Genomic DNA, 26,557 nt, shown 5'->3' on the forward strand with positions numbered 1-26,557 from the left:
CGTCAATAAATACTTGGTATTATACTAACTAACTCGACTATTGGGGCTGGTAAAAACAAGCTTTCTGCCAGTTGATATCAGTTAAAAAATTGATCTTTATTTACTGCCTCTTTATGATTTATTGTTCTAAATGACTGATTTTTAAAATAGTAGAAAAATTGATTGATAGCAATGTGATTGAAGTAGCACTATATAGCCTATATATGAGGTTATACAGTAAATGGTGTGTTTATTACTCTTTATGAAATCTAGAATATCATGATTGAACATATAAAAACATTGATAATCAGTATCTGCTTTAACTATAAAATCGTGATCAAAGTAGACATAACTAAAATTTTTCTACTTTATGGCCATACATTAGGTTTATACCACGCGATTGAAGTCCTTTCTAAAATTAAAGAAATTAGAATTAATTAATAGTGATTATGTAGTCCGTAATTTTAAGCAAAGGTGGTGATTGCCTATGAAAAATAGGAAATTTGAAGTAGATACTTGCTTGCAATCAGTTATTCTTGATCTCCAGCTTGCCTGTAGTGTTCATGATAAACTACCCAGTGAAAATACATTTCAACATTGGCTTAAAACTTTTCTGCCAATATTTAAATCTAAAAGTGAAATTACAATTCGTATTGTCGATATACCAGAAAGTCAATATTTAAATATGAAGTACCTAGGAAAAGATAAACCAACAAATGTGCTCTCCTTCCCATTTAAAGCACCACATAATATTAAATTACCCTTCCTCGGTGATCTGATTATTTGTTGTAAAGTTGTTGAAAAAGAAGCAATTGAACAACAAAAAGAACTGGATGCTCACTGGGCGCATATGGTAATACATGGTTGTCTTCATCTATTAGGGTATGATCATATAAATGACTATGAAGCAGAAGTAATGGAAATAATAGAAACTGAAATTATGCAAAAATTGGGTTATCTAGATCCTTATCAGCATGAAAAAGTGTAACTATAATGCGCCGTTTGTACTAACCGATTACGATACGATAAACTACTTAGAGAAGTTTTAATAAAACGTCATGAGCGAAGACCATCCATCAAACAATGATAATCATCACTCTAAAAAGAGTTTTTTCTGGCGACTAAACCAATTTTTTCACGGTGAACCCCAAAATCGTGATGATTTAGTTGAACTAATTCGTGATTCAGAGCAAAAAGACGTTATTGATCCTGATACTAGAGAAATGCTTGAAGGGGTAATAAATATTACCGGTGAGCATGTTCGGGATATCATGATACCTCGCTCTCAAATAGTAACTTTAAAATTAAATCAGTCGTTAGATGAATGTCTTGATGTGATTATCAACTCAGCCCATTCTCGTTTTCCAGTAATTGGTGAAGATAAAGATCATATAGAAGGTCTATTGATTGCTAAAGATTTACTGTTATTTATGCGTACTGATGCTGAACCATTCAATATTGATAAAGTATTACGTTCAGCTGTTGTTGTGCCTGAAAGTAAACGAGTTGATCTGTTATTAAAAGAGTTCCGTTCACAACGTTATCATATAGCAATTGTAATAGATGAATTTGGTGGTGTTTCTGGCTTAGTCACAATCGAAGATATTCTTGAATTAATTGTTGGTGATATTGAAGACGAATATGATGATGAAAAAGATATTAATATCCGACAACTAAGTAAATATACTTACTCTATTTGTGCACTAACTCAGATTAATGATTTCAATAAAGCATTTAGCACGCGCTTTAACGATGAAGAAGTTGATACTATTGGTGGCTTGGTGATTAAAGCATTCGGACATTTACCTGCCAGAGGAGAGATCATAAAAATTGATGGTTATATATTTAAAATTAACAGAGTTGATAGCCGTAAAATTATTCAAGTGCAGGTAGAAATTCCGGCTCAAGCACCCATCCCAACTTTTGTAGAAAAATAGCATTAATGAATAAAATGATACTATATCAATATCAGTGGTAAAATTATTGGTCCTATCATTATTTTAAAATCACGGGGTTAAAAGTTTATTTTTATCAGCCAGATTTTTTCTACTTGTGTCGTTTACTAAAGAATATTTTTATTAGTTTTTATAAAAATAAAGGTAAAAATCCCAATAAGTTTGTCTAAAATAAAAATAATTTTATTTAACCATAAGCCTATTAGTAAACGCTGCATTTTGCACCGCAAACCAACCTATTAAACTAACGGCTGTTGTAATTAATATTATTGTAGATGATTATATTTTTATAATTTGTTATGTTCTTTAAATTAATTAAAGAATTTACTACAAGTAGTTTAAACCGTTTCATTTATTTTACTTTTATAAATACGCTCTGATTTTATACTTTTAATTCCCAACAGGTTATTATGAACTTCTATTATAGTAATAATTTAATTGATAATATTATATTGAACTTGATAAGGTTAAATGATGGATAATGATTTTTTTACAAAAAATATCATTATTTTTTGTAAAAATCTGTACTACAGATGTAGACTTCTATTAGACAAACTTTTAACTAACCACAGGTTTGATAGTTAATACCGAATTTTAATTTGATTAATATCATATTCAATATCAGTGAAATTGCCTAAACTTTGAAATAAATGCCGCTGTAATAATATACCTAATAGTAAACTTTGTAATATAATCACCGATAATTATCGATTCTCATCTAATCTAGAAAATAAATATATGATAAGAGTTATTGCCAATTTTAGTATACTGATAAATACAAACCAATGGCGGTAGCTTATTGTGTTGTACATATTCTTTGTTACTAGTAACAAAGAATTACCTATAATTTATATTATTCAAAACATAATAATATTCCAAATTACACTTAATGATAAACTACCTTTAGGTACGAAATCCGATTTATGAATGGAATTTAATAAACACTTTTATATTGAGAAATATTTTAATCTAGCGCTAATTATAATTAGCAAAATTACTAGATAAAATAGTATCTAAAATTTTATTCTTTTAAAAGTAGAAAAAATAATTTTAATAATGAAAATTTAGAATTTCAAATAAAAAAAGGATAAAAAACATGGAAAAGTCGATTGAAAAAATAATTTACGCATCAAGATGGCTACTATTTCCTGTTTATATAGGACTGTCATTTGGATTTATTTTACTTACTTTAAAATTTTTTCAGCAGATAATTCATATTATTCCTGAACTTTTCACTATCACTGAATCAGGATTAATATTAACTGTTTTATCACTAGTTGATATTACGCTGGTTGGCGGGCTTTTGGTTATGGTGATGTTTTCAGGTTATGAAAATTTTATTTTAAAAATGACTATTGATGATAAACATCAAAAATTAAGCTGGATGGGGAAAATGGACGTTAATTCTATTAAAAATAAAGTTGCCTCATCAATAGTTGCTATTTCTTCAGTTCATCTTTTACGACTTTTTATGGAAGCTGAAAAAGTACCAGATAATAAAATAATGTGGAGTGTTATTATCCATTTAGCTTTTGTTTTATCTGCTTTTGGGATGGCTTATATTGATAGGATGAGTAAAAATACTAAAAGTTAGTGAATTTATTTAAATTATTTTATTCGTTGCTAAATAACAATAGGGAGAAAATTATATTATTATAAATTATTTCCTTATAAATTTTAAGTTATTTAATTTAAGTAGTGCTGAAGCAAGTCAGTATTACCAGCAATATTGCAAACTAAAACAGTTAAAAAATATGACTAATTATCAAAATTTAGCTTCCCATACCCCAATGATGCAGCAGTATTTACTGCTTAAGGCACAACATGCTGATATTTTGTTATTTTATAGAATGGGTGATTTTTATGAATTATTCTTTGATGATGCTAAAAAAGCAGCACAATTACTTGATATTTCATTAACTAGGCGTGGGCAATCGGCCGGGCAACCGATTCTTATGGCTGGCGTACCTCATCATGCAGTAGAGAGTTATTTAGCCAAATTAATTCAATTAGGCGAGTCGGTTGCTATCTGTGAACAAATCGGTGATCCAGCTACCAGCAAAGGCCCCGTCGAACGTAAAGTTGTTCGCATCGTAACGCCAGGAACCGTTACTGATGAAGCATTACTACAAGATCGTCAAGACAATCTATTAGCTGCTATTTGGCAAGAAGATAATCGTTATGGTTATGCCACTTTAGATATCACTTCCGGCCGCTTTATTATTAGTGAAATGGCTAATTTAAACACCATAAGCTCTGAATTACAACGTACCCGACCGGCCGAACTACTTTACCCAGAAAATTTTGTTGATGTTACGCTATTTGAAAATAATAAAGTACTACGTCGTCGTCCGTTATGGGAGTTCGAATTAGATACCACTAGACAACAATTAAATATGCAATTTGGTACCCAGGATTTGATGGGTTTTGGAGTTGAAAACGCGACATTAGCATTGCGAGCAGCTGGTTGCTTATTGCAATATGTCAAAGATACTCAACGTACAGCATTACCCCACATTCATAGTATTATCATGGAGCAGCAAAAAGATACTATTATCCTTGATACAGCTACGCGTCGTAATCTTGAATTGACACAAAATTTATCTGGTGGTATCGAGAATACAGTTGTTTCTATATTTGATCACTGTGTAACGCCGATGGGTAGCCGTATGCTAAAACGTTGGTTACATAATCCGTTACGTAATCTAAATAGATTATTAAATCGACAACAAGCGATAGCAGGGCTTCAAGGTTATAATTTCGAATTACAACCTTTTCTACGCCAAATAGGTGACTTAGAACGGATACTTTCTCGTTTAGCACTACGTTCAGCAAGGCCTCGTGATTTTGTACGCATGCGTAATGCTTTTCAACAATTGGCTGATATTCACACTATCTTAGATAAGATTGAATTTCCTTATTTGAAAAATTTACAGTCACGCATTAGTTCCTTTCCATCGTTGCAAACCTTATTGGAAGAATCCATTGTTAATAACCCTCCGGTGTTATTACGGGACGGAGGGGTGATAGCAGCCGGATATCATAAAGAACTTGATGAATGGCGCGCATTGACTGATGGTGCTAATGATTATCTGGAAAAACTTGAATTACGAGAAAAAGATAAATTAGGCATCGATAGCTTAAAAGTCGGTTTTAATTCTGTATATGGCTATTATCTGCAAGTTAGCCGAGGACAAAGTCATTTAGTACCTATTCATTATATTCGTCGCCAAACCCTAAAAAATGCCGAACGGTATATTATACCTGAATTGAAAGAATATGAAGACAAGGTGTTAACTTCTAAAAGTAGAGCATTAGCGCTTGAGAAAAAACTATATGAAGAACTTTTTGATCTATTATTGCCACATCTGTCAGCGTTGCAAACTAGTGCTGAAGCATTAGCTGAATTAGATGTACTCAATAATTTGGCTGAACGCGCCGATACTTTAGACTATCGTTGCCCAATTTTAAATGATAAACCTGGCATAAAAATTATTGCGGGGCGCCATCCAGTAGTTGAACAGGTACTTAGTGAGCCATTTATTTCTAATCCATTAGATCTGTCGCCACAACGTCGTTTGATAATTATTACCGGACCCAATATGGGCGGGAAAAGTACTTATATGCGTCAAGCAGCACTAATTACATTGCTTGCTTATATAGGTAGCTTTGTTCCAGCAGAAAAAGCCATTATTGGCCCAATTGATCGGATCTTTACGCGAGTTGGTGCAACTGATGATCTTTCTGCTGGTCGGTCAACTTTTATGGTGGAAATGATAGAAACAGCTAATATCCTGCATAATGCAACAGAACAAAGTCTAGTATTAATGGATGAAATTGGTCGTGGCACATCAACCTATGATGGTCTTTCACTTGCCTGGGCCTGCGCAGAAAATCTAGTTAGCCAGATTAAAGCTATGACTTTGTTTGCTACGCATTATTTTGAATTAACCCATTTGACAGATAAGCAGGAAGGTGTGGTTAATATTCATCTGGATGCCATAGAGTATGACGACACGATCGTATTTATGCATAATGTTCAAGAAGGTGCAGCTAGTAGAAGTTATGGCTTAGCAGTGGCTTCACTGGCTGGTGTCCCCGCTAAGGTTATTCAACGAGCAAAACAGAAATTAATCAAGCTAGAAATGCTATCCACGTTGCCAGCAAATAAATCTATTGATAATTCCCTACTAGTAAAAGTAGTGGAAAAACCAGTTTTACCGGTCATTACAACACTAGAAAATTTAAATCCTGATGCATTAACACCTCGCGAGGCGATAGAATTGATTTATCGTTTAAAGGAAATGGTGAAGTAATTATGTTATATGATGCAAAATAACTTGATCTAATTCACCGGGTTTTAGCCTGTAAAACTCCGCAATCGTGGGGAGATAAAGTTAGTCATATATAATTATTATTTTATGTGATCATATGTTGTGTGAACTAACAGCTACACAAAGTAGCTTTGCTATTGTTGCTAAAATATGTTGTTGATGAATATAGCGGTGATACACTATTACAATGGTTATAACCTTTCTAAGATTTTCTTTATAAGAAAATTGTTAATAAGAACTACTCCATTTTTATTAAGTGCTGGAAATTATGGTTAAAAAAAATATCAAATATTTTAGCTAAACTTAATGTTCTAATTTTTTGTAACCGTATTTATAATCCTTATTTATAATCCTTTATAATGACTAATATGTCGAATAGTTATATCAAAATAGTTGGCTTTCAATAAGCCAATATGATCACTATCAAGATTATTATCTATATATTTAACCACATATTAACTATGTATGCGTAATAATTGAGCAATAGTTAGAAGATCAGCCCCTTGCCAAATCTGTTCTTGACAGGCTGCTAACTTTAACCTTTCTTAAATTCAGATTAAGATCTAAAAGTAAAAATAATCCCAAATTAAACATGGTTCTACAGAAAAATAGACTATTGCCAGAAAATTAATCTACAGTTTAAAAGAATGCGTCTACTTAATTTAATTAAATTTCTAATAATTGATTGTGGATCATCAATAAACAATAGCACTTTTAATTTTCCCGAGAAGCGATAAATATTAATCAAGAAGTGCAGGTTATTAACGTAAATTAAATAAGCTGAGTTTATTAGAATCATCATTAATATATAATCCAGCGATATTAACCTATTTTTTGATGAAAATTTTTTCGTCCAAGCTAATTGATATGATTATGCACTAAATTTACATTGCTCTTGCAATGCCGTTGTACTCTATGGCTTATTTATCTTTACTACTAAAATAGTAAGCTATAAACAGGATTTTAGCATATCGTTATTAAGATAAAAACCATTCAGCGGATTTACCTAAATTAGTTAATACAGTACAGATGGAAAAATGATATTTAACATCTTTTTATTGTCACTTCTAAAATACTTTATAAAAAGCGTTATTAATAACGTAAAACTGTTAAAATCAACAACAGAGATAAGCCTAGCCTAGAGCTCATAATTTTAAAAGCTTCTTAACGAGAGTTACTTACTGATTTTTTTAACTGGACACTTTTTACAAACCTTGCTGATAACGTAAAAGTTATCAACTATAGTTTATATTTCTAAAAATATACCACCATCTAATCACGGAGCTTAAAAATGGAAATTTTTTAAAAACTCTATTGTTTTTTAAAACGGAATATCATCATCGAAATTTATTGGGAGCTCAGCTGGTGTAGCTGGAGTAGTTTTACCGGAATGGTAGTCATGCGGTAATAAGTTACCACTTAACTGCTGAGTTTGTTGTGATTGTTGCGGCTGTTGTGGTTGTCCCCAGCTCCCTGCTAGATTATTTTGTGATAAACTTTCTTGTGAGCCACCACGCGCGCCTAACATTTGCATGTTACCACCAATATTTACTACCACTTGGGTAAAATAGCGATCTTGATCATTTTGGTCTTGCCATTTACGAGTTTGTAGTGATCCTTCTATATAAACTTGTGAACCTTTACGTAAATATTCACCTGCTACTTCTGCCATCTTACCAAAGATCACAACTCGGTGCCATTCTGTTTTTTCCCGCATTTCACCACTTTGCTTATCGCGCCAACTTTCAGAGGTTGCAATAGTAAGATTCGCAACTACACCACCATTTGGCATATAACGAATTTCAGGATCTTGTCCCAAGTTGCCGATAAGTATGACTTTGTTAATACCTCTACTGGCCATGCTCTATTCCTGATGAATTAGTTTTAATACTGTTAGTTTAACACGCTAACACGTTCTTGAATATGAAAATAAAACCTTTGTAATTATGATTTTGCCAAACTATTTAAGAAATTATACTGTAATTTTGTTAATTTTTTAAAAGTTTAGTTATTAAATTGTATAATATTACATTTATCTAAAATTATGTAATAACAAATTGTTTTATTTCCTATTATGTTCTTATCCATAATTTAGTATATGGATGCCATTTAAGTTAGAGGTGCACGCACTCATAATGTTAAAAATATAAATTTAATTATTCTTAGCGATAAATTAATTGTTATTACTGGGTTAATTTAATAGGTTCGTTCAATCTTTTTAAAGGGTATAGGCCGTTATGTTGAGTCACTATCTGACTATGGTCAGCAGTTTTTATCTTTAATGGTATTATGTTGATCATATTGAAGGGCTTTCAATCGCCATCAATTTGCTCGTATTGGTGAGCCTGTACTTATCACGATTTAACCAGAATGTTCTAACATTTACGAAAGGTAACTGATTCATGGTGTTAGTACCTCCTATTCACTAACGAAAACTTCTTTCCTGCTTTATATTATAGTAATTAAATTAAATTTAAGGGTTATTTCCGGTAGCAAACTAAACCCTTTGCCTTATTTATCTTCTATGTTATGAAGTCCCATGCATCATGATACTAGTGCGTATCCAATCAAAGTATGATGTGGTGGATTCCTAATTTTATCAGAGATAATGCTATTTTCATGTAATGTTATTGGTTTTCTAATACGAGAAACATCAAAACTATCAGCCAGATATTTAATTTTTGTGCGATTTTTTAATAACCAATACTTATTTTAGCTTTATAGATATATTATTCGTTGTGGTAGATTGGTCTAGCATAGTTATCAAACCGTGACCATTGTCCATTGAAAGTCAAACGTATTGTTCCAATCGGCCCATTACGCTGCTTACCGATAATGATTTCAGCTACCCCTTTAAGATCTGAATTATCGTTATAAACTTCATCTCGATAAATAAAAATAATTAAATCTGCATCCTGTTCAATTGAGCCGGATTCTCGCAAATCTGAATTAACCGGTTTTTTATCTGCTCTTTGTTCTAGACTACGGTTAAGTTGTGATAATGCGATAACTGGTACTTGTAACTCTTTCGCTAATGATTTAAGTGAACGGGAAATTTCTGCAATCTCAAGTGTACGATTATCAGATAGATAAGTAACACGCATAAGCTGAAGATAATCAATCATAATTAAACTTAAACCACCATGTTCACGGTAAACCCGGCGAGCACGTGAACGAACTTCTGTCGGTGTTAATTCAGCAGAGTCATCAATGTACATATTACGTTTTTCCATCAACAAACTCATGGTACTGGAAATACGCGCCCAATCTTCGTCATCAAGTTGCCCAGTACGAATACGAGTTTGATCAACACGCGATAAGGAAGCTAACATACGCATCATTATTTGATTGGAAGGCATTTCTAGACTAAAAATCAAAACTGGTTTTTCTTCTGTCATTGCCGCATGTTCACATAAATTCATCGCAAAGGTCGTTTTGCCCATGGAAGGACGAGCTGCTACTATAATCAGATCTGAGTTTTGTAATCCTGCTGTTTTTCGATCTAGATCTTGGTAACCAGTAGAGATACCTGTGATGCCATCATGAGGTTTCTGATATAAATGTTCAATTTTTTCTACTGTTTCCAAAAGTATCTCTTCAATACCTTTTGGACCGTCATCTTTATTAGCGCGATTTTCTGCAATTTGGAAAACCAGTGATTCAGCTAAATCTAGTAACTCTTCGCTGGTTCGCCCTTTAGGATCATAACCAGCATCAGCGATCTCATTTGCCACCACAATCATGTTACGAACAACAGCACGTTCGCGTACAATATCTGCATAAGCGTTAATATTGGCAGCACTTGGAGTATTTTTAGCTAATTCAGCTAAATATGCAAAGCCACCGACACTATCTAATTCACCTTGTTGCTCTAATGATTCAGATAAAGTAATTAAATCAATTGGTCTACTCTGCTCAAGCTGACGTTGTATTTCACTAAAAATAGTGCGATGTGGTCTACTAAAAAAATCTGCATTAGTTACTCTTTCTGAGACATGATCCCAACGTTCGTTATCTAACATTAATCCACCTAGTACCGATTGTTCAGCTTCTAAGGAGTGAGGTGGCATTTTTAGTCCCTCTATTTGAGGGTCTTTCTGACCAATAAATACTGTTTCTGTGGAATACTTTTTTACCATAGCACTTTTTTACCGATTAATCAATTGAGTAGCTCATTAGTATATGCTATTTACTGCTATTTCGTGATAATTAGATCATTTAATTTGATATCCAACCTAAACTATTCTGCCTTGTTTTATTTTATAGAAAATAGGAAAATATTTTCATATTCCTTAATCAAACATAGCAAAATATTTCAATAAATCTGCACTGTCAAAAAAATAGTTAGATTATGGCTAATGATAGTCTAGTTAAACATAATCATTAAGATACTGTATTTTTAGATTATTTTATTTGTGAATATTTATATAAATACTTTTAAATTAAACTTAGTTTAAGTGCGATTAATGGTTATCAAGATATCAATATATTTATTGATCATGTTTATGTTGTAAACCAGTGATCAAGTGATGAGTTGTAAAATATTTGTCAGTATGTTAATCAACAATTAAACACTATTCTTACATAATTTTATAAATATGATGAATTAGCTTACTTTCAGCAATTAATTAATCATACCGTATATTTAATATTAAATAGTCTGTAAAAAATTGGTTAACCAGTGGAAATAAAAAGCTAATAAAAAATTTTTTTATTATTTAATTCTCTGTTTGTTGGTTAATTTTGACTGATTGAAGTGATAAAAGATCAAAAGAAAAGATTAACACTTTTACTAAAATTTAATAGCATCCGTTATTTGCCGTAAAAGGTGAGGATAAATTAATCTATTTATAATTATAAAAAACTTAACCTATGTAATAAGCTAGTAGCTAGAATACTAGAGGTATTGATTCTAATACAATAGAATAGTATGATCATCATTTTTAGCATTTGTTTGTTGAAATTGTTTTGCTGTATTCGTTCGTGATAGACATCAATGTAATAAATGGCAATTACTTTATATATTATGCATGAAATGAACATGTGTAATATAGATAGAAGGTTTACTGTTAGATTTTTTATTTCTATTGGTATATATCTTAATTTAGCCATACTTTGGTCATATTTATTAGAAATAATTACTGCTTGTCTGATCATAGTTTTGCTATTTTTCAAATTTTCGGTTAGCTAGCGCCAGGTGCGGCTTTCTTCACGTCGTTAGTTTGTTGAGTTAGGTCGGTGATTTTGCATTGATGTATCTTTTCAAGATTAATGCTAAAGCAATGCAAATATTTCTGTTATTAGTTATAATTACTTTATCTATGATGACAACGCCATAGATAATGCAGCTAATTAATAAATTATTAACTTACTGGTATAATTATACGTAATGAGCAGATTGAAAAATTTTAGGATAACGATCTAAAAAGTTATTTTGGTAGGGTGGAGGTATTGGTAAAGTTGTTAGTTGTTTATTAATGTCCAATCAAATTAGTATTACGGTATTTAATTACAGTATTTATATGATGTAAGGTATAGTGATGCTTAATATTTGCAATTATTACAATCAGTAGAAGTGACGAAAGCTAGCGTGATTATACTAGCGATAATTAAGAAGAAGTGATGGTAATAGTTTATTTATGTCAGGTTAATTTAATCTTAATATTATAGCAAGAGCAATATTATTTTTGGAAGCACATCAATTACTAAAAAATGGTAAATTTTTCTCTAGATATATTTATCAGTGCTTTTGAGATGGTTAAAAGAACATTGATAAATTTTAATATATATTCTCATGAGTTTTATATAGCAGAAAAGTATTTTCGTCTACTAGATGTTAAAATAAAGGCAGTAAGGGGTAAGATTGGTCAAGTGAGTTAAATCAAAGAAGCATATAGCTTAGAGAATTATTTAAAATATAAATAACGCAAGAGCGTGAACAACCCAAAAGTGGTAATTAAATAAATTAACATAAGATTAATTAGCTAGAGATGGTATATATTTAATACGTAAAATATTTATTGTTAGCCCAGTTTTGGCCTAAGTACTTATATTTAGATAAGCTGATGCTTTGGTAAAAAAATTAATTTAATACTTTTGATGTAATGAAAAAATAGCTAAAGATTTAGTGGTTAGATTAGCTTTTCAAGTAAGAACAAAATATAATGGCTTAATTTGTCATTTTATTATTTATATAGTCTATAATACATGAGGTACTTAGCTTGGTTATTACATGTATAATTCTTTATTATAGCAATGCGTTTATGATTTTTTATTAAAAAAAATTAATTTCAAAAAATAGAAATAATCTTAAGATATTTTTAAAAATAGATAATCTAAAGCTAAGCTAAAATTTAATAAAAGAGTAAAAAAATAGTAAATTAGGTTATTAATATCGTGCTAAAGATCTTAAAGAAAAGGGGTAATAAAAAGAAAAGTTAATCAATTTATAAAATATAAAATTCAGGTCAAGGAGCAAATACAATTGATAAAGATATTATATTTATATTAATTTATGATTAGTGGCAATATAAATGCAGTAATATACATTAAGCATTTAATCAAACTTAAATTATTTCTATAAAAATTAATATTATTAAGGTATGATTAGGAGTTTTTTTATTATTTTGTTTAACTAAAATGATTAAGTTATCTTTCTAAACAGTAATTTATAATTGTTGATTAAATAAATGGTGGCTTCTACTTTGAATAATCCATTGACTTATTGCCTATTAGTGACGGAGTCTGCTTATGGAACTCAAGCGGCCACCAATGCTTGGCAATTTGCTAATACTTTAATTATGGAAGGATATATATTAAATAAGGTTTTTTTTTCTCAAGACGGTGTTTATAACGGTAATCAATTAATTTCACCAGCTAGTGATGAATTTAATTTACTTATAGGATGGAAAACATTAGCACAGCAGACGGGATGTAAATTAAATATCTGTGTTGCTGCTGCATTGCGGCGGGGTATTATTGATGCTAGTGAAGCTAAAAATAATGGCTTACCTTGTGCTAATTTAGATGAAGATTTTGTATTGAGTGGGTTAGCTAGTCTAGCTGAGGCCATGTTGCTCTGTGATCGCACAGTACAATTTTAATATAAAAAATATGAAAAAAATAGCATTTGTATTTATGAAAATAACTCATGGAACTTCAAGTGGACGTGAAGGATTAGATACATTACTTGCTACTTCTGCATTAACTGAAAATATTGGTGTTTTCTTTATTTCTGATGGCGTTTGCCAATTATTAGCCCAACAAAATTCTAAGAAATTGCTTGCGCGTGATTATATTTCAACATATAAATTACTATCGTTATATGATATTAATACTTGTTATATTTGTAAAGAAGATCTTGAAGCAAGGGGATTATCTACTGATAGTACCTTTGTCCTACCAGCAACAATTATTCCTGCTAACAGGCTTAGACGTAACTTAGCAAAGTATGATATAATTCTAACTTTCTAGTTCAACAGAAAGTTAAATATGCTATATACAATTTCTACTTCACCATATTATAGTGATTTTAATTCACTAATTAGCCTATTAACAGAGCAGGATGAAGTATTATTATTACAAGATGGTGTTTTGCTGGGACATAAAATATCATTTGGTAATAAAGATAATAATTTTTTAATACAATTAAAAGACAAAGGAATTCGTATTTTTGTTTTACAAAATGATGTAGAGGCAAGAGGGTTAATCTCATATATGTCGTCTTATGTATGTCATATATCTTATATTGATTTTGTGCAATTAACGGTAAAACATACACAACATTTTGCTTGGTAATGGATTATCCGTTGTATATTTCTTGACACCTGTCTCTTTCAGCAATAAAATTTTGCGTTCTCGTGTTTTATCATGGTGATAAACGAGGAAAATATCCTTGTTTACGAAGCAAAAACTAGGAGATTTTAAAATGGGAACAATTAATCAGCTAGTTCGCAAACCACGTAGCTCAAAAATTGTGAAAAGCAACGTTCCTGCGCTGGAAGCTTGCCCACAAAAACGTGGTGTATGTACTCGCGTATATACGACTACCCCGAAAAAACCTAACTCAGCATTACGTAAAGTATGCCGTGTTCGTTTAACGAATGGTTATGAAGTGTCGTCTTATATTGGTGGTGAAGGCCATAATTTACAGGAGCACTCAGTAATTTTGATTCGTGGGGGTCGTGTCAAAGACTTACCGGGTGTACGTTATCATACTGTTCGCGGTGCACTCGATTGTTCTGGTGTAAAAGCTCGCAAACAAGGTCGTTCTAAATACGGTGCTAAGAGGCCAAAGTACTAATGGTTGTTAAGTAAGGCCAAACATTTAATTGTTTAATGTTAAAATAAACTCATATAGCTTTGGAAAACCCTGAATTTAAAAACGGAGTATATCCATGCCACGTCGTCGTGTAATTGGTCAACGTAAAATTCTGCCAGATCCAAAGTTTGGATCTGAATTATTAGCTAAATTTATTAATATTTTGATGGTAAATGGAAAAAAATCTACTGCAGAAGCAATTGTATATAGTGCGCTTAAGGCCATCGCTCAACGTACTGGAAAATATAATTTAGAAGTCTTTGAAAGAGCTCTGGATAATGTTCGTCCAACAGTGGAAGTTAAATCACACCGTGTTGGCGGTTCAACTTACCAGGTACCTGTTGAAGTTCGTCCTGTCCGTCGTCATGCATTAGCAATGCGCTGGATTGTTGAAGCAGCTCGTAAACGTGGTGATAAATCTATGGTTTTGCGCTTAGCAAGCGAATTATCTGATGCTGCTGAAAATAAAGGCACTGCTGTTAAAAAACGTGAAGACGTTCATCGTATGGCAGAAGCTAACAAGGCGTTTGCGCACTATCGTTGGTAACTTTTACTAGTTATGTTTCGCAAGGATAACATGGATTTATCTTTGTACAAACTGAACGGTCACGAGAGAGGGGAAAATGGTTCGTAAAACTCCCATTACGCGTTATTGTAACATAGGTATTAGTGCCCATATTGATGCTGGTAAGACCACCACAACTGAACGTATCCTATTTTATACTGGTGTGAGCCATAAAATAGGTGAAGTTCATGATGGCTCTGCAACAATGGACTGGATGGAGCAGGAGCAGGAGCGTGGGATTACTATCACTTCCGCTGCAACTACTGCCTTTTGGTCTGGTATGGGTAAACAGTTTGATGAACACCGTATCAACATTATTGATACACCAGGACACGTTGATTTCACTATTGAAGTAGAGCGTTCTATGCGTGTTATTGATGGTGCGGTAATGATTTATTGTGCAGTTGGTGGTGTTCAACCACAATCTGAAACAGTTTGGCGTCAAGCAAACAAGTATCAAATACCCCGTATTGCATTTGTTAATAAAATGGATCGCACAGGTGCTAATTTTTTACGTGTTGTTGAGCAGATTGAAACACGTCTAGCAGCAATACCAATTCCACTTCAGTTACCTATTGGTGCTGAAGAATCTTTCACTGGCGTTATTGATTTAGTTAAAATGAAAGCAATTCAGTGGAATGATAGTGATCAAGGAGTCACTTTTTTTTATGAAGAAATTCCAGCTAGCTTACAAGCTCAAGCTGAAGAGTGGCATGGTAAGCTGATTGAAGCTGCTGCTGAAGCATCAGATGATTTGATGGAAAAATATTTTGGTAGCGAAGAACTTTCTGAAGAAGATATCAAGCAAGCATTACGTAAGCGCGTATTGAATAATGAAATTATTCTGGTAACGTGCGGTTCAGCCTTTAAAAATAAAGGTGTGCAAGCAATGCTGGATGCGGTTATTGAATATTTACCTGCACCTACTGATATTCCAGCAATTAACGGTGTTTTAACTGATGGTAAAAATACACCAGCAGAACGTCATGCTAGTGATGATGAGCCTTTTTCAGCATTGGTTTTCAAAATTGCGACTGACCCATTTGTTGGTAATTTAACTTTTTTCCGGGTTTACTCTGGTGTAGTTAATTCAGGGGATATCGTTCTTAACCCAGTTAAAGAAAAAAAAGAACGGTTTGGTCGTATTGTTCAGATGCATGCTAATAAACGTGAAGAAATTAAAGAAGTACGAGCAGGTGATATTGCTGCCGCTATCGGCCTCAAAGAGGTTACGACTGGTGATACACTATGTGCTATGGATGCTCCAATTATTTTGGAGCGTATGGAATTTCCAAAGCCGGTGATATCGGTTTCCATTGAACCTAAAACTAAAGCCGACCAAGAAAAAATGGGTATTGCTTTAGGTCGTTTAGCTCAAGAAGATCCATCTTTCTGTGTATCAACAGATGAAGAATCTGGTCAGACAATTATTGCTGGTATGGGTGAGTTACATCTAGAAGTTTTAGTTGACCGTATGCGTCGTGAATTTAAAGTTGAAGTGAACGTTGGTAAACCACAAGTAGCATACCGTGAGACTATTTGTAAGTCTGTTGAGCAGGAAGGTAAGTTTGTTCGTCAGTCTGGTGGGCGTGGTCAATTTGGTCATGTATGGATACGTGTGGAACCTTTAGAAGCAGGCCATGAAATTGGTTATGAATTCCACAACGAAATAGTTGGTGGCGTTGTACCTAAAGAGTATATACCTGCTGTGGATAAAGGCCTTCAAGAACAGATGAAAAATGGTGTTCTGGCTGGCTACCCTATTGTTGATGTTAAAGTTGCATTGTATGATGGTTCCTATCATGAGGTTGATTCCTCGGAAATGGCATTTAAAATTGCAGGTTCTATAGCTTTTAAAGAAGGTTTCATGAAAGCAAGTCCAGTTTTACTGGAGCCAATCATGAAAGTTGAGGTTGAAACGCCTGAAGACTATATGGGTGACGTAATTGGTGACCTGAACCGTCGTCGTGGTATAATTGAAGGTATGGAAGATATAGCAACTGGTAAGACAGTTCGTGCTCAAGTACCATTGTCAGAAATGTTTGGTTATGCTACAGATCTGCGTTCACAAACTCAAGGTCGTGCTTCTTACTCAATGGAATTTTTGAAGTATAATGAAGCACCAACTAATATTACTCAAGCCATTATTGAAGCTCGTAAAGCTAAGTAATTAGCTTTTGGTTTAACTATTTAATCTGGTTCTCTCCTATTGTTTGAGAGAACTCTATAAAGGAATAGAGTTAGTGTCTAAAGAAAAATTTGAACGTAAAAAACCGCATGTTAACGTTGGCACAATCGGCCACGTTGACCATGGTAAAACTACTTTAACTGCAGCAATCACTACCGTATTAGCGAAAAAATATGGTGGAAGTGCGCGTGCATTTGATCAAATAGATAATGCACCGGAAGAAAAAGCGCGGGGTATCACCATTTCTACTTCTCACGTAGAATATGATACATCTACCCGCCATTATGCCCACGTTGATTGCCCAGGCCACGCGGATTATGTAAAAAATATGATTACTGGTGCAGCGCAAATGGATTGTGCAATTTTAGTAGTAGCGGCCACAGATGGCCCAATGCCGCAAACGCGTGAGCATATCCTATTAGGTCGTCAAGTAGGTGTTCCTTACATCATCGTTTTCGTGAATAAATGTGATATGGTTGATGATGAAGAGTTGCTAGAACTGGTTGAAATGGAAGTACGTGAACTACTTTCTCAATATGATTTCCCAGGAGACATCACGCCGATAATTAAAGGTTCAGCGTTGAAGGCGCTGGAAGGCGTACCAGAGTGGGAAGAGAAAATTATACAGTTAGCAGATGTATTAGATAGCTATATACCAGTGCCAGAGCGTGCTATAGATAAACCGTTCTTGTTACCAATCGAAGATGTTTTTTCGATCTCAGGTCGTGGAACCGTAGTAACAGGCCGTGTAGAGCAAGGAATTATTAAAGTTGGTGAAGAAGTAGAAATAGTTGGAATTAAAGATACAACGAAAACGACGTGTACGGGCGTAGAGATGTTTCGTAAATTGTTGGATGAAGGTCGTGCGGGTGAGAACGTAGGCATTTTATTACGTGGTACTAAGCGTGAAGATGTAGAGCGTGGTCAAGTATTAGCAAAACCAGGTTCAATTAATCCGTATACTCAATTTGATTCAGAAGTTTATATTTTAAACAAAGATGAGGGCGGGCGCCACACGCCTTTCTTTAAAGGTTATCGTCCGCAGTTCTATTTTAGAACGACAGATGTTACTGGTACATTTGAATTAACAGAAGGTGTAGAGATGGTAATGCCAGGAGATAATATTAACATGAAAGTGACGTTGATAGCTCCAATTGCCATGGATGAAGGATTACGGTTTGCCATTCGTGAAGGTGGTCGTACAGTCGGGGCAGGTGTTGTTGCTAACATTATTGCTTGATTTTAAGAGCAATAATGTATAAAAGGGCATCATATGATGCCCTTTTATACTAGTTTAGATAAGAAGCTATCTCATAAATAGTTTATATGGCGAATTATGGGTGAGATTGTATCTAATATAAAGAATTATTTGATATCTTAAAATATTTAAAGATCATGTTATTTTATAGCATAAATTGAGAGATAGTGGTATACTGTTATATTTTATTTTGGTCAAATTTAAATTGTTTTACGAAAATTTTTTTCTTATAAAGTAATAGGTTAATTTATGAGTTTAAATAACAATGCCCAAGAAAGAAGATCTATTTTTGATATTGTAAAATGGGTATTAGTCTCTATTCTTTTAGTTATTACTATTGTTGGTAATTATTATTTCCGACAATGTAATTTTGCATTACGTGTCATAGCAGTTGTTTCTATTATCGCGCTAGCTGGTAGCATTGCATTATGGACATCAAAGGGAAAAGCAACTTTAGTATTTGCTCGCGAAGCGCGTATTGAAATTGGTAAAGTCATTTGGCCAACGCGCAAGGAAACATTACAGACAACATTAATTGTTGCGGTAGTTACTGCTGTTGTGGCTCTAATTCTTTGGGGATTAGATGGTATACTGGTGCGTTTAGTTTCATTTATTACAGGCCTAAGGTTCCAAGATGTTTGAATACCCTAAAAAACGCTGGTATGTTATTCAAGCATTTTCTGGTTTTGAAGCTAGAGTTGCCCAGTCATTACGTGAGCATATCAAGTTACATGCTATGGAAGATAAGTTTGGTGAAGTAATTGTGCCGACGGAAGAAGTGATGGAAATTAGAAGTGGCCAACGTCGTAAAAGTGAACGTAAATTCTTTCCCGGTTATGTTTTAGTTCAAATGACTATGGATGATGATAGCTGGCATTTAGTACGTAGTGTACCACGAGTTATGGGTTTTATTGGTGGTACACTAGATCGACCAGCTCCTGTTAGCGATAAAGAAGTTGATGCGATTATGAATCGCGTTCAGCAATTAGGAGATAAACCACGACCAAAAACATTGTTTGAGCCAGGAGAAATAGTTCGTGTTAGTGATGGTCCATTTGCAGATTTCAATGGTGTGGTTGAAGAAGTTGACTATGAAAAGAGTCGTCTCAAAGTATCGGTTTCTATTTTCAGTCGCTCAACACCAGTTGAGTTAGATTTTAGTCAAGTAGAAAAATTCTAATATTTTTTATAATTTGCTTGTAAAAGGTAGTAAATTTAGCTATAATTAGGCCCTTTTTTTTATAGCCTAAACTTGTCAAGTTATTAATATATGCGCAAGCAACATTACCTAACTTAGAGGAAATATGTATGGCTAAGAAAGTACAGGCCTATGTTAAATTACAAGTTGCAGCAGGCATGGCTAACCCTAGCCCTCCGGTTGGACCTGCTTTGGGTCAGCAAGGAATGAATATAATGGAATTTTGTAAAGCCTTTAATGTTAAGACAGATAGCTTAGAAAAAGGTTTGCCAATCCCAGTTGTAATTACTGTTTATTCAGACCGGTCATTTACATTTATAACAAAGACACCACCAGCCGCCATTTTACTGAAAAAAGCATCAGGTGTTAAGTCAGGTTCAAGTACGCCAAATAAAGAAAAAGTTGGTAAAGTAACTAGCGCCCAAATTCGTGAAATTGCAGAAACGAAAGCTATTGATATGACAGGTGCAAATATTAAAGCGATGATATCTTCAATTGAAGGTACTGCTCGTTCTATGGGATTGATAGTCGAGGGTTAATAAATGGCTAAATTAACCAAGCGTATGCGCAATATTCGTGAAAAAATTAATGTAACTAAACAGTATGATATTAATGAAGCAATTTCACTATTGAAAGAGTTAGCTACTGCTAAATTTGTAGAAAGCGTTGACGTTGCAGTTAATCTTGGTATTGATGCACGCAAATCAGATCAAAATGTTCGTGGTACAACTGTTTTACCTCATGGTACAGGTCGTTCTGTTCGTGTTGCTGTATTTACTCAAGGAGAGAATGCTAAAGCTGCAATAGCAGCTAGAGCTGAATTAGTTGGCATGGAAGATCTAGCTGATAAAATTAAAGTTGGTGAAATGAACTTTGATATTGTTATTGCTTCGCCAGACGCAATGCGTATTGTTGGTCAGTTAGGTCAAATTTTAGGACCTCGTGGCTTAATGCCAAACCCTAGAGTTGGTACAGTAACGGATAATATTACTGAAGCAGTTCAAAATGCCAAAAACGGTCAAATCCTTTACCATAATGATAAAAACGGTATCATTCATACTACTATTGGTAAAGTTGATTTTGATGATAATAAACTAAAAGAAAATCTTGAAGCATTATTATTTGCCTTGAAAAAAGCAAAACCAGCTTCTGCTAAAGGGGTTTATATTAAGAAAATTAGCTTATCTACTACGATAGGAGCAGGAGTTGTTGTTGATCAAGCTGGATTATCTGTTTCAGCATAATTTTTTGAATATCATTTTTATCTTGACATTTGTGTTAAATTTATATAGTATATTATTTTTTATGTTTGTTATTTCTGTAGTAGATATAAAATGCTTAATTTTAGTTGGTGTCTAGTTTTATCAGTTCTACATTTAAATATATGGGATTTTGAGTGATGTGAGTCCTGTGATAACCAGGTTAATGCAGGAGCAAGAAGCTAATGGCACTAAATCTTCAAGACAAACAATTTATTATTGCTGAAGTTAGCGCAGCAATGAAAGGTGCGTTGTCTGCAGTTGTCGCTGATTATCGTGGTGTAGCTGTAGATAAAATGACTGAACTGCGTAAAGCAGGTCGCGAAGCAGGTGTTTATATTCGTGTTGTTCGTAATACGTTGATGTGCCGTGTTGTTGAAGGTACTACTTACAAGTGTCTAAAAGAGGTGTTTATTGGTCCAACTTTGATTGCTTTTTCTAAAAAAAATCCTGGCGCAGCAGCTCGTTTGTTTAAAGAATTCATGAAAGAAAATCCAACATTCAAGATTAAGGCAGCCTATTTTGAAGGAGAGTTTATTCCAGCGAATCAGATTGATCGTTTAGTAACTATTCCAACTTACCAAGAAGCAATTGCGCGTCTGATGTCAACCATGAAAGAAGCTTCTGCAGGTAAATTAGTTCGTATTATGGCGGCAGTACTCGATCATAAAGGAGCTAATTAAAGCTATTTTATCGTCGCTGTTTAAGCTTATAAATTATTTCTGAATTTTAGGAAACATTGTTATGTTTATAACTAAAGAACAAATTCTTGATTCAGTTGCAGAGATGTCTGTAATGGAAGTTGTTGCACTGATCACTATGATGGAAGATAAGTTTGGTGTTTCTGCTGCTGCAGCAGTCGGTGTTGCTGCGCCAGTAGCAGATGAAGTAGTTGAAGAAAAAACTGAATTTGATATTATCCTGTCTGCTATTGGTGCTAACAAAGTGGCGGTTATTAAGGCCGTTCGTACGGCAACTGGTTTAGGTCTAAAAGAAGCCAAAGAGATAGTAGAATCAGCGCCAGTAACAATTAAAGAAGCTGTAAGTAAAGAAGAATCTGAAACATTGAAGAAATTACTGGAAGATACGGGTGCTTTTGTTGAGCTTAAATAAGCTTTGCTTTAAGTTGGTAGCTATAATTTTATAGGCTGATGTTTTATTTTTTTAGTTATCAACTTTTTTGCGCTATAAAGCGCATAAGGATATCAGGAATATTTCACACTGTTTAGTTGCTGAATTATCCTTTTAATGTTTTTTGCTATTGACGATTTTGATAAACTGCGTTTATTACTCTGACAATTAAACGCTTGGTAGTTATATGATGAAATGAAATAATTTAAGAGTAATAGCAATAAGTATTATGGAAAATAATCTGTTTTCCGTTCTAAAAAATAGTGTGTCAGATGCCGTCCTTTAGGATGGACGGGCTACTGATCGATCAGCAAGCTGAGGAACCCTATGGTTTACTCCTATACCGAGAAAAAACGTATTCGTAAGGATTTTGGCAAACGTCCGCAAGTTTTGGATGTTCCTTATCTTTTATCTATTCAACTTGACTCGTTCGCTAAGTTTATTGAGCAAGATTTAGAAGGTCAGAATGGGTTGGAAGCAGCATTCCGTTCTGTATTTCCTATTCAAAGCTACAGTGGTAATGCTGAATTGCAATATTTTAGCTATCGTCTTGGTGAGACTGTATTTGATGTTAAAGAATGTCAAATCCGTGGTGTTACTTATTCTGCTCCTTTAAGGGTTAAGCTTCGCCTTGTTATTTACGAGCGTGAAGCACTAGAAGGTACAGTAAAGGATATAAAAGAGCAAGAAGTTTACATGGGTGAAATTCCGCTCATAACAAAAAATGGTACTTTTATTATCAATGGTATAGAGCGTGTTATTGTCTCTCAATTACATCGCAGTCCTGGTGTATTTTTTGATAGTGATAAAGGTAAAACCCATTCTTCAGGTAAGGTCTTGTATAATGCACGCATTATACCTTCTCGTGGTTCTTGGTTAGATTTTGAATTTGATCTTAAAGATCATCTTTTCGTTCGTATTGATCGCCGTCGTAAATTACCGGCTACTATTATTTTACGTGCGATGGATTATAGTACTGAAGAAATCCTTAATTTATTTTTTGAGAAGACGATTTTTCAAATCAGTGATAATAAACTATTGATGTTGTTAATATCTGAACATTTGCGTGGTGAAACTGCTTCTTTTGATATTCAAGCTAATGGTAAAGTCTATATCGAAAAGGGCCGTCGTATTACTTCGCGTCACATCCGTCAGTTAGAACAAGATAAAATAACTAATATTGAAGTACCTGTTGAGTATATTGTTTGTAAAGTAGCTGCTAAAGATTATATTGATGAAAGTACTGGTGAATTAATATGTGCAGCTAATACAGAGCTTTCTATGGATATGTTGGCACGTATAAGTCAAGGTGGTCATAAAACCATTGAAACATTATTTACTAATGACTTAGATCATGGAGCATATATTTCAGAAACATTGCGTAGTTTTCCAATAAATGATCGTTTAAGTGCATTAGTTGAAATTTACTGTATGATGCGTCCTGGCGAACCGCCTACTCGCGAAGCTGCTGAAAATATGTTTGAGAACTTGTTCTTTTCTGAAGAACGGTATGATCTTTCCGCTGTAGGACGAATGAAATTTAATCGATCATTAGATCGTGAAGATATTAAAGGTCCAAGTATATTAAGCAAACAAGATATCATTGATGTGATGAAAAAACTCATTGGTATTCGTAACGGTAAAGGTGAAGTTGATGATATTGACCATTTAGGTAACCGCCGTATTCGTTCGGTTGGCGAAATGGCGGAAAATCAGTTCCGAGTTGGTTTATTGCGAGTTGAGCGAGCAGTTAAAGAGCGTTTATCATTAGGTGATTTAGATGCATTAATGCCTCAGGACATTATTAATGCGAAGCCGATTTCTGCTGCCGTTAAAGAGTTTTTTGGTTCAAGTCAATTATCCCAGTTTATGGATCAGAATAACCCACTATCTGAAATTACACATAAACGACGTATTTCAGCATTGGGACCTGGTGGATTAACACGTGAGCGAGCTGGCTTTGAAGTACGTGACGTACACCCAACTCATTACGGGCGTGTATGTCCAATTGAGACGCCTGAAGGGCCTAATATAGGTTTGATTAACTCATTGTCCGTCTATGCACAAACAAATGAGTATGGTTTTTTAGAAACACCTTATCGTTTAGTCCGAGATGGTATAGTTACAGATGAAATTAATTATTTGTCAGCAATTGAAGAAGGTAACTACGTCATTGCTCAGGCAAATACTGTTTTAGATGATGATGGTCGGTTTGTTGAAGAGTTAATAACTTGTCGTAATAAAGGTGAATCAAGTTTATTTATTAAAGATCAAGTAGAATATATGGATGTTTCAACCCAGCAAGTTGTTTCTGTTGGTGCCTCATTAATTCCATTCCTTGAGCATGATGATGCAAATCGTGCATTAATGGGCGCGAATATGCAACGTCAAGCAGTACCGACGTTACGCTCAGATAAACCATTGGTTGGAACTGGGATGGAACTTGCTGTTGCTGTTGACTCTGGGGTAACAGCTGTTGCTAAACGTGGTGGTACCGTTCAGTATGTTGATGCTTCACGTATTGTTATTAAAGTTAATGAAGCTGAGATGTATCCTGGTGAAGCCGGCATTGATATTTACAATCTTACTAAATATACACGTTCTAATCAGAACACTTGTATTAATCAGATACCGTGTGTTTCGCTCGGTGAGCCGATTGAACGCGGCGATGTCTTGGCAGATGGACCATCTACAGATTTAGGTGAATTGGCGCTTGGTCAAAATATGCGCGTTGCGTTTATGCCCTGGAATGGTTATAACTTTGAAGATTCTATTTTAGTCTCGGAACGAGTAGTACAGGAAGATCGTTTTACCACCATTCATATTCAGGAATTAGCTTGTGTATCGCGTGATACTAAGCTAGGACCAGAAGAGATTACTGCAGATATTCCTAACGTAGGTGAAGCTGCATTATCTAAATTGGATGAATCAGGTATTGTTTATATCGGTGCAGAAGTAACTGGTGGCGACATTCTGGTTGGTAAGGTAACACCGAAAGGTGAAACGCAATTAACTCCAGAAGAAAAGTTATTGCGCGCAATTTTTGGTGAAAAAGCTTCTGACGTCAAAGATTCTTCGCTACGGGTACCAAATGGAGTATCAGGAACTGTTATTGATGTACAAGTATTTACGCGGGATGGTGTAGAGAAAGATAAACGGGCATTAGAAGTTGAAGAAATGCATCTTCGTGATGCGAAGAAAGACTTAACTGAAGAGTTGTGTATCTTTGAAGCAGGTTTATTTGCCCGTATACGAGCAATGCTAACTAATGGCGGTATTGAAGGCGAGAAGTTGGATAAATTACCGCGTGAACGTTGGTTAGAATTATGTGTTAAAAATGAAGAAAAACAAAATCAGTTAGAGCAATTAGCTGAGCAGTATGATGAACTTAAAGCTGAATTTGAGAAGAAGCTAGAGACTAAACGTCGTAAGATCACTCAGGGTTATGATTTAGCACCAGGCGTATTGAAAATCGTTAAAGTTTATTTGGCAGTAAAACGTCAAATTCAACCAGGCGATAAAATTGCTGGCCGGCATGGTAACAAAGGGGTAATTTCAAAAATTAACCCTGTTGAGGATATGCCTTATGATGAAAGTGGCACCCCTGTTGATATTGTTTTGAACCCATTGGGTGTACCATCACGTATGAATATTGGGCAAATTCTGGAAACCCATTTAGGGATGGCTGCTAAAGGTATTGGCGATAAGATCAATGTCATGTTAAAACAAAATCGTGAAGTAGCTAGATTGAGAGAATTTATTCAGAAAGCTTATGATTTAGGAGATTATCCTCGGCAAAAAGTTGATATCAGTACCTTTTCTGATGAAGAGGTTTTGCGGTTAGCATATAACTTGAGGAAAGGTATGCCAATTGCAACACCGGTATTTGACGGAGCAAAAGAAAAAGAAATCAAAGAACTATTGATTTTAGCTGATTTACCTACTTCTGGTCAGATTACATTGTATGATGGTCGTACAGGTGAGAAATTTGAACGGCAGGTGACAGTTGGATATATGTATATGCTGAAACTTAATCATCTTGTTGATGATAAAATGCATGCACGTTCAACAGGCTCTTATAGTCTAGTTACTCAACAACCATTGGGTGGGAAAGCACAGTTTGGTGGTCAGCGTTTTGGTGAGATGGAAGTTTGGGCTTTGGAAGCATATGGTGCTGCTTATACTTTGCAAGAAATGCTTACTGTTAAGTCCGATGATGTGAACGGACGTACTAAAATGTATAAAAACATCGTAGACGGCAATCATCAGATGGAACCAGGGATGCCAGAGTCTTTCAATGTGTTATTAAAAGAGATCCGCTCTTTGGGTATTAATATTGAACTGGAAGATGAGTAATAAATCATGTTGTA

At 34.2% G+C, this 26,557-nt stretch carries 20 protein-coding genes and 1 pseudogene; 19 read left to right on the plus strand and 2 right to left on the minus strand.

Features of this window, described 5'->3' with window-relative positions:
- Positions 1-499: 499 nt before the first annotated feature.
- The 4 genes from ybeY (at position 500) to mutS (ending at position 6,250) form a co-directional block, all read left to right on the plus strand.
- Positions 500-967, plus strand: a complete 468-nt coding sequence (gene ybeY / locus WBAF_RS02100) for an rRNA maturation RNase YbeY (RefSeq protein WP_121463468.1) — start codon at positions 500-502, stop codon at positions 965-967.
- Between the two features lie 70 nt (positions 968-1,037).
- Entirely contained in the window at positions 1,038-1,916 is an 879-nt protein-coding gene (gene corC / locus WBAF_RS02105; protein ID WP_121463400.1) for a CNNM family magnesium/cobalt transport protein CorC, read from the plus strand.
- Positions 1,917-3,030: 1,114 nt separating this feature from the next.
- Entirely contained in the window at positions 3,031-3,528 is a 498-nt protein-coding gene (locus WBAF_RS02110; RefSeq protein ID WP_121463401.1) for a TIGR00645 family protein, read from the plus strand.
- Positions 3,529-3,688: 160 nt separating this feature from the next.
- Positions 3,689-6,250 (plus strand): DNA mismatch repair protein MutS, encoded by a 2,562-nt coding sequence (mutS, locus tag WBAF_RS02115; RefSeq protein WP_121463402.1) that lies wholly within the window; start codon positions 3,689-3,691, stop codon positions 6,248-6,250.
- Positions 6,251-7,589: 1,339 nt separating this feature from the next.
- Here mutS and WBAF_RS02120 read toward each other — a convergent pair.
- Complete coding sequence (locus WBAF_RS02120; RefSeq protein WP_121463403.1) at positions 7,590-8,129, minus strand: single-stranded DNA-binding protein; 540 nt, start codon at positions 8,127-8,129, stop codon at positions 7,590-7,592.
- 285 nt (positions 8,130-8,414) lie between these two features.
- Here WBAF_RS02120 and WBAF_RS02510 point away from each other — a divergent pair.
- Positions 8,415-8,598: pseudogene (locus tag WBAF_RS02510) on the plus strand (excinuclease ABC subunit A); the annotation flags it as partial.
- Between the two features lie 399 nt (positions 8,599-8,997).
- Here the strand turns inward: WBAF_RS02510 and dnaB are convergent.
- Positions 8,998-10,407 (minus strand): replicative DNA helicase, encoded by a 1,410-nt coding sequence (dnaB, locus tag WBAF_RS02125; protein ID WP_121463404.1) that lies wholly within the window; start codon positions 10,405-10,407, stop codon positions 8,998-9,000.
- 2,550 nt (positions 10,408-12,957) lie between these two features.
- On the opposite strand from dnaB, the gene tusD reads away from it, so the two are divergent.
- The 14 genes from tusD to rpoB all read left to right on the plus strand — a co-directional run bounded on the left by tusD (position 12,958) and on the right by rpoB (position 26,543).
- The gene (gene tusD, locus WBAF_RS02130; protein WP_121463405.1) at positions 12,958-13,371 is read left to right on the plus strand and encodes a sulfurtransferase complex subunit TusD; all 414 of its coding nucleotides are present in this window, start codon (positions 12,958-12,960) and stop codon (positions 13,369-13,371) included.
- 10 nt (positions 13,372-13,381) lie between these two features.
- Positions 13,382-13,741, plus strand: coding sequence for a sulfurtransferase complex subunit TusC (gene tusC / locus WBAF_RS02135; RefSeq protein WP_121463469.1), 360 nt, complete (start codon positions 13,382-13,384; stop codon positions 13,739-13,741).
- A gap of 18 nt (positions 13,742-13,759) precedes the next feature.
- A complete protein-coding gene (gene tusB / locus WBAF_RS02140) occupies positions 13,760-14,065 on the plus strand; it encodes a sulfurtransferase complex subunit TusB (protein WP_121463406.1) in 306 nt (101 codons plus the stop codon).
- 130 nt (positions 14,066-14,195) lie between these two features.
- Complete coding sequence (gene rpsL / locus WBAF_RS02145; RefSeq protein ID WP_121463407.1) at positions 14,196-14,570, plus strand: 30S ribosomal protein S12; 375 nt, start codon at positions 14,196-14,198, stop codon at positions 14,568-14,570.
- Positions 14,571-14,664: 94 nt separating this feature from the next.
- A complete protein-coding gene (gene rpsG / locus WBAF_RS02150) occupies positions 14,665-15,135 on the plus strand; it encodes a 30S ribosomal protein S7 (RefSeq protein ID WP_121463408.1) in 471 nt (156 codons plus the stop codon).
- 76 nt (positions 15,136-15,211) lie between these two features.
- Positions 15,212-17,323: an elongation factor G gene (gene fusA / locus WBAF_RS02155; RefSeq protein WP_121463409.1), complete on the plus strand. Its 2,112-nt coding sequence runs from the start codon at positions 15,212-15,214 to the stop codon at positions 17,321-17,323.
- A gap of 73 nt (positions 17,324-17,396) precedes the next feature.
- Complete coding sequence (gene tuf / locus WBAF_RS02160; RefSeq protein ID WP_121463410.1) at positions 17,397-18,581, plus strand: elongation factor Tu; 1,185 nt, start codon at positions 17,397-17,399, stop codon at positions 18,579-18,581.
- A 267-nt stretch (positions 18,582-18,848) separates the two neighbouring features.
- Positions 18,849-19,241 (plus strand): preprotein translocase subunit SecE, encoded by a 393-nt coding sequence (gene secE / locus WBAF_RS02165; RefSeq protein WP_121463411.1) that lies wholly within the window; start codon positions 18,849-18,851, stop codon positions 19,239-19,241.
- Positions 19,234-19,779 carry a transcription termination/antitermination protein NusG gene (gene nusG / locus WBAF_RS02170; protein ID WP_121463412.1) on the plus strand — a complete coding sequence of 182 codons (546 nt, stop codon included), beginning with the start codon at positions 19,234-19,236 and terminating at the stop codon, positions 19,777-19,779. Before secE ends, nusG begins: the two co-directional genes overlap by 8 nt.
- A 128-nt stretch (positions 19,780-19,907) precedes the next feature.
- Positions 19,908-20,336: a 50S ribosomal protein L11 gene (gene rplK, locus WBAF_RS02175; RefSeq protein WP_121463413.1), complete on the plus strand. Its 429-nt coding sequence runs from the start codon at positions 19,908-19,910 to the stop codon at positions 20,334-20,336.
- Positions 20,337-20,339: 3 nt separating this feature from the next.
- Positions 20,340-21,041: a 50S ribosomal protein L1 gene (gene rplA, locus WBAF_RS02180; protein WP_121463414.1), complete on the plus strand. Its 702-nt coding sequence runs from the start codon at positions 20,340-20,342 to the stop codon at positions 21,039-21,041.
- A 200-nt stretch (positions 21,042-21,241) separates the two neighbouring features.
- On the plus strand, positions 21,242-21,739 hold the full coding sequence (gene rplJ / locus WBAF_RS02185) for a 50S ribosomal protein L10 (RefSeq protein ID WP_121463415.1): 498 nt from the start codon (positions 21,242-21,244) through the stop codon (positions 21,737-21,739).
- Between the two features lie 61 nt (positions 21,740-21,800).
- Positions 21,801-22,169: a 50S ribosomal protein L7/L12 gene (gene rplL / locus WBAF_RS02190; protein ID WP_121463416.1), complete on the plus strand. Its 369-nt coding sequence runs from the start codon at positions 21,801-21,803 to the stop codon at positions 22,167-22,169.
- A gap of 345 nt (positions 22,170-22,514) precedes the next feature.
- On the plus strand, positions 22,515-26,543 hold the full coding sequence (gene rpoB / locus WBAF_RS02195) for a DNA-directed RNA polymerase subunit beta (protein WP_121463417.1): 4,029 nt from the start codon (positions 22,515-22,517) through the stop codon (positions 26,541-26,543).
- Positions 26,544-26,557: the final 14 nt, after the last annotated feature.

This window comes from Arsenophonus endosymbiont of Aleurodicus dispersus (assembly GCF_900343015.1).
In the GTDB taxonomy this organism is placed as follows: Bacteria; Pseudomonadota; Gammaproteobacteria; order Enterobacterales; family Enterobacteriaceae; genus Arsenophonus.

What these genes read in the sequence shown, in the direction of transcription:
- tusD (WP_121463405.1), top strand. Translation starts at nt 12,958, where the DNA reads ATGGTGGCTTCTACTTTGAATAATCCATTGACTTATTGCCTATTAGTG.
- tusB (WP_121463406.1), top strand. Translation starts at nt 13,760, where the DNA reads ATGCTATATACAATTTCTACTTCACCATATTATAGTGATTTTAATTCA.
- tusC (WP_121463469.1), top strand. Translation starts at nt 13,382, where the DNA reads ATGAAAAAAATAGCATTTGTATTTATGAAAATAACTCATGGAACTTCA.
- rplK (WP_121463413.1), top strand. Translation starts at nt 19,908, where the DNA reads ATGGCTAAGAAAGTACAGGCCTATGTTAAATTACAAGTTGCAGCAGGC.
- rplL (WP_121463416.1), top strand. Translation starts at nt 21,801, where the DNA reads ATGTTTATAACTAAAGAACAAATTCTTGATTCAGTTGCAGAGATGTCT.
- mutS (WP_121463402.1), top strand. Translation starts at nt 3,689, where the DNA reads ATGACTAATTATCAAAATTTAGCTTCCCATACCCCAATGATGCAGCAG.
- nusG (WP_121463412.1), top strand. Translation starts at nt 19,234, where the DNA reads ATGTTTGAATACCCTAAAAAACGCTGGTATGTTATTCAAGCATTTTCT.
- WBAF_RS02110 (WP_121463401.1), top strand. Translation starts at nt 3,031, where the DNA reads ATGGAAAAGTCGATTGAAAAAATAATTTACGCATCAAGATGGCTACTA.
- rpsL (WP_121463407.1), top strand. Translation starts at nt 14,196, where the DNA reads ATGGGAACAATTAATCAGCTAGTTCGCAAACCACGTAGCTCAAAAATT.
- rplA (WP_121463414.1), top strand. Translation starts at nt 20,340, where the DNA reads ATGGCTAAATTAACCAAGCGTATGCGCAATATTCGTGAAAAAATTAAT.
- rpsG (WP_121463408.1), top strand. Translation starts at nt 14,665, where the DNA reads ATGCCACGTCGTCGTGTAATTGGTCAACGTAAAATTCTGCCAGATCCA.
- dnaB (WP_121463404.1), bottom strand. Translation starts at nt 10,407, where the DNA reads ATGGTAAAAAAGTATTCCACAGAAACAGTATTTATTGGTCAGAAAGAC.
- WBAF_RS02120 (WP_121463403.1), bottom strand. Translation starts at nt 8,129, where the DNA reads ATGGCCAGTAGAGGTATTAACAAAGTCATACTTATCGGCAACTTGGGA.
- corC (WP_121463400.1), top strand. Translation starts at nt 1,038, where the DNA reads ATGAGCGAAGACCATCCATCAAACAATGATAATCATCACTCTAAAAAG.
- secE (WP_121463411.1), top strand. Translation starts at nt 18,849, where the DNA reads ATGAGTTTAAATAACAATGCCCAAGAAAGAAGATCTATTTTTGATATT.
- rplJ (WP_121463415.1), top strand. Translation starts at nt 21,242, where the DNA reads ATGGCACTAAATCTTCAAGACAAACAATTTATTATTGCTGAAGTTAGC.
- fusA (WP_121463409.1), top strand. Translation starts at nt 15,212, where the DNA reads ATGGTTCGTAAAACTCCCATTACGCGTTATTGTAACATAGGTATTAGT.
- rpoB (WP_121463417.1), top strand. Translation starts at nt 22,515, where the DNA reads ATGGTTTACTCCTATACCGAGAAAAAACGTATTCGTAAGGATTTTGGC.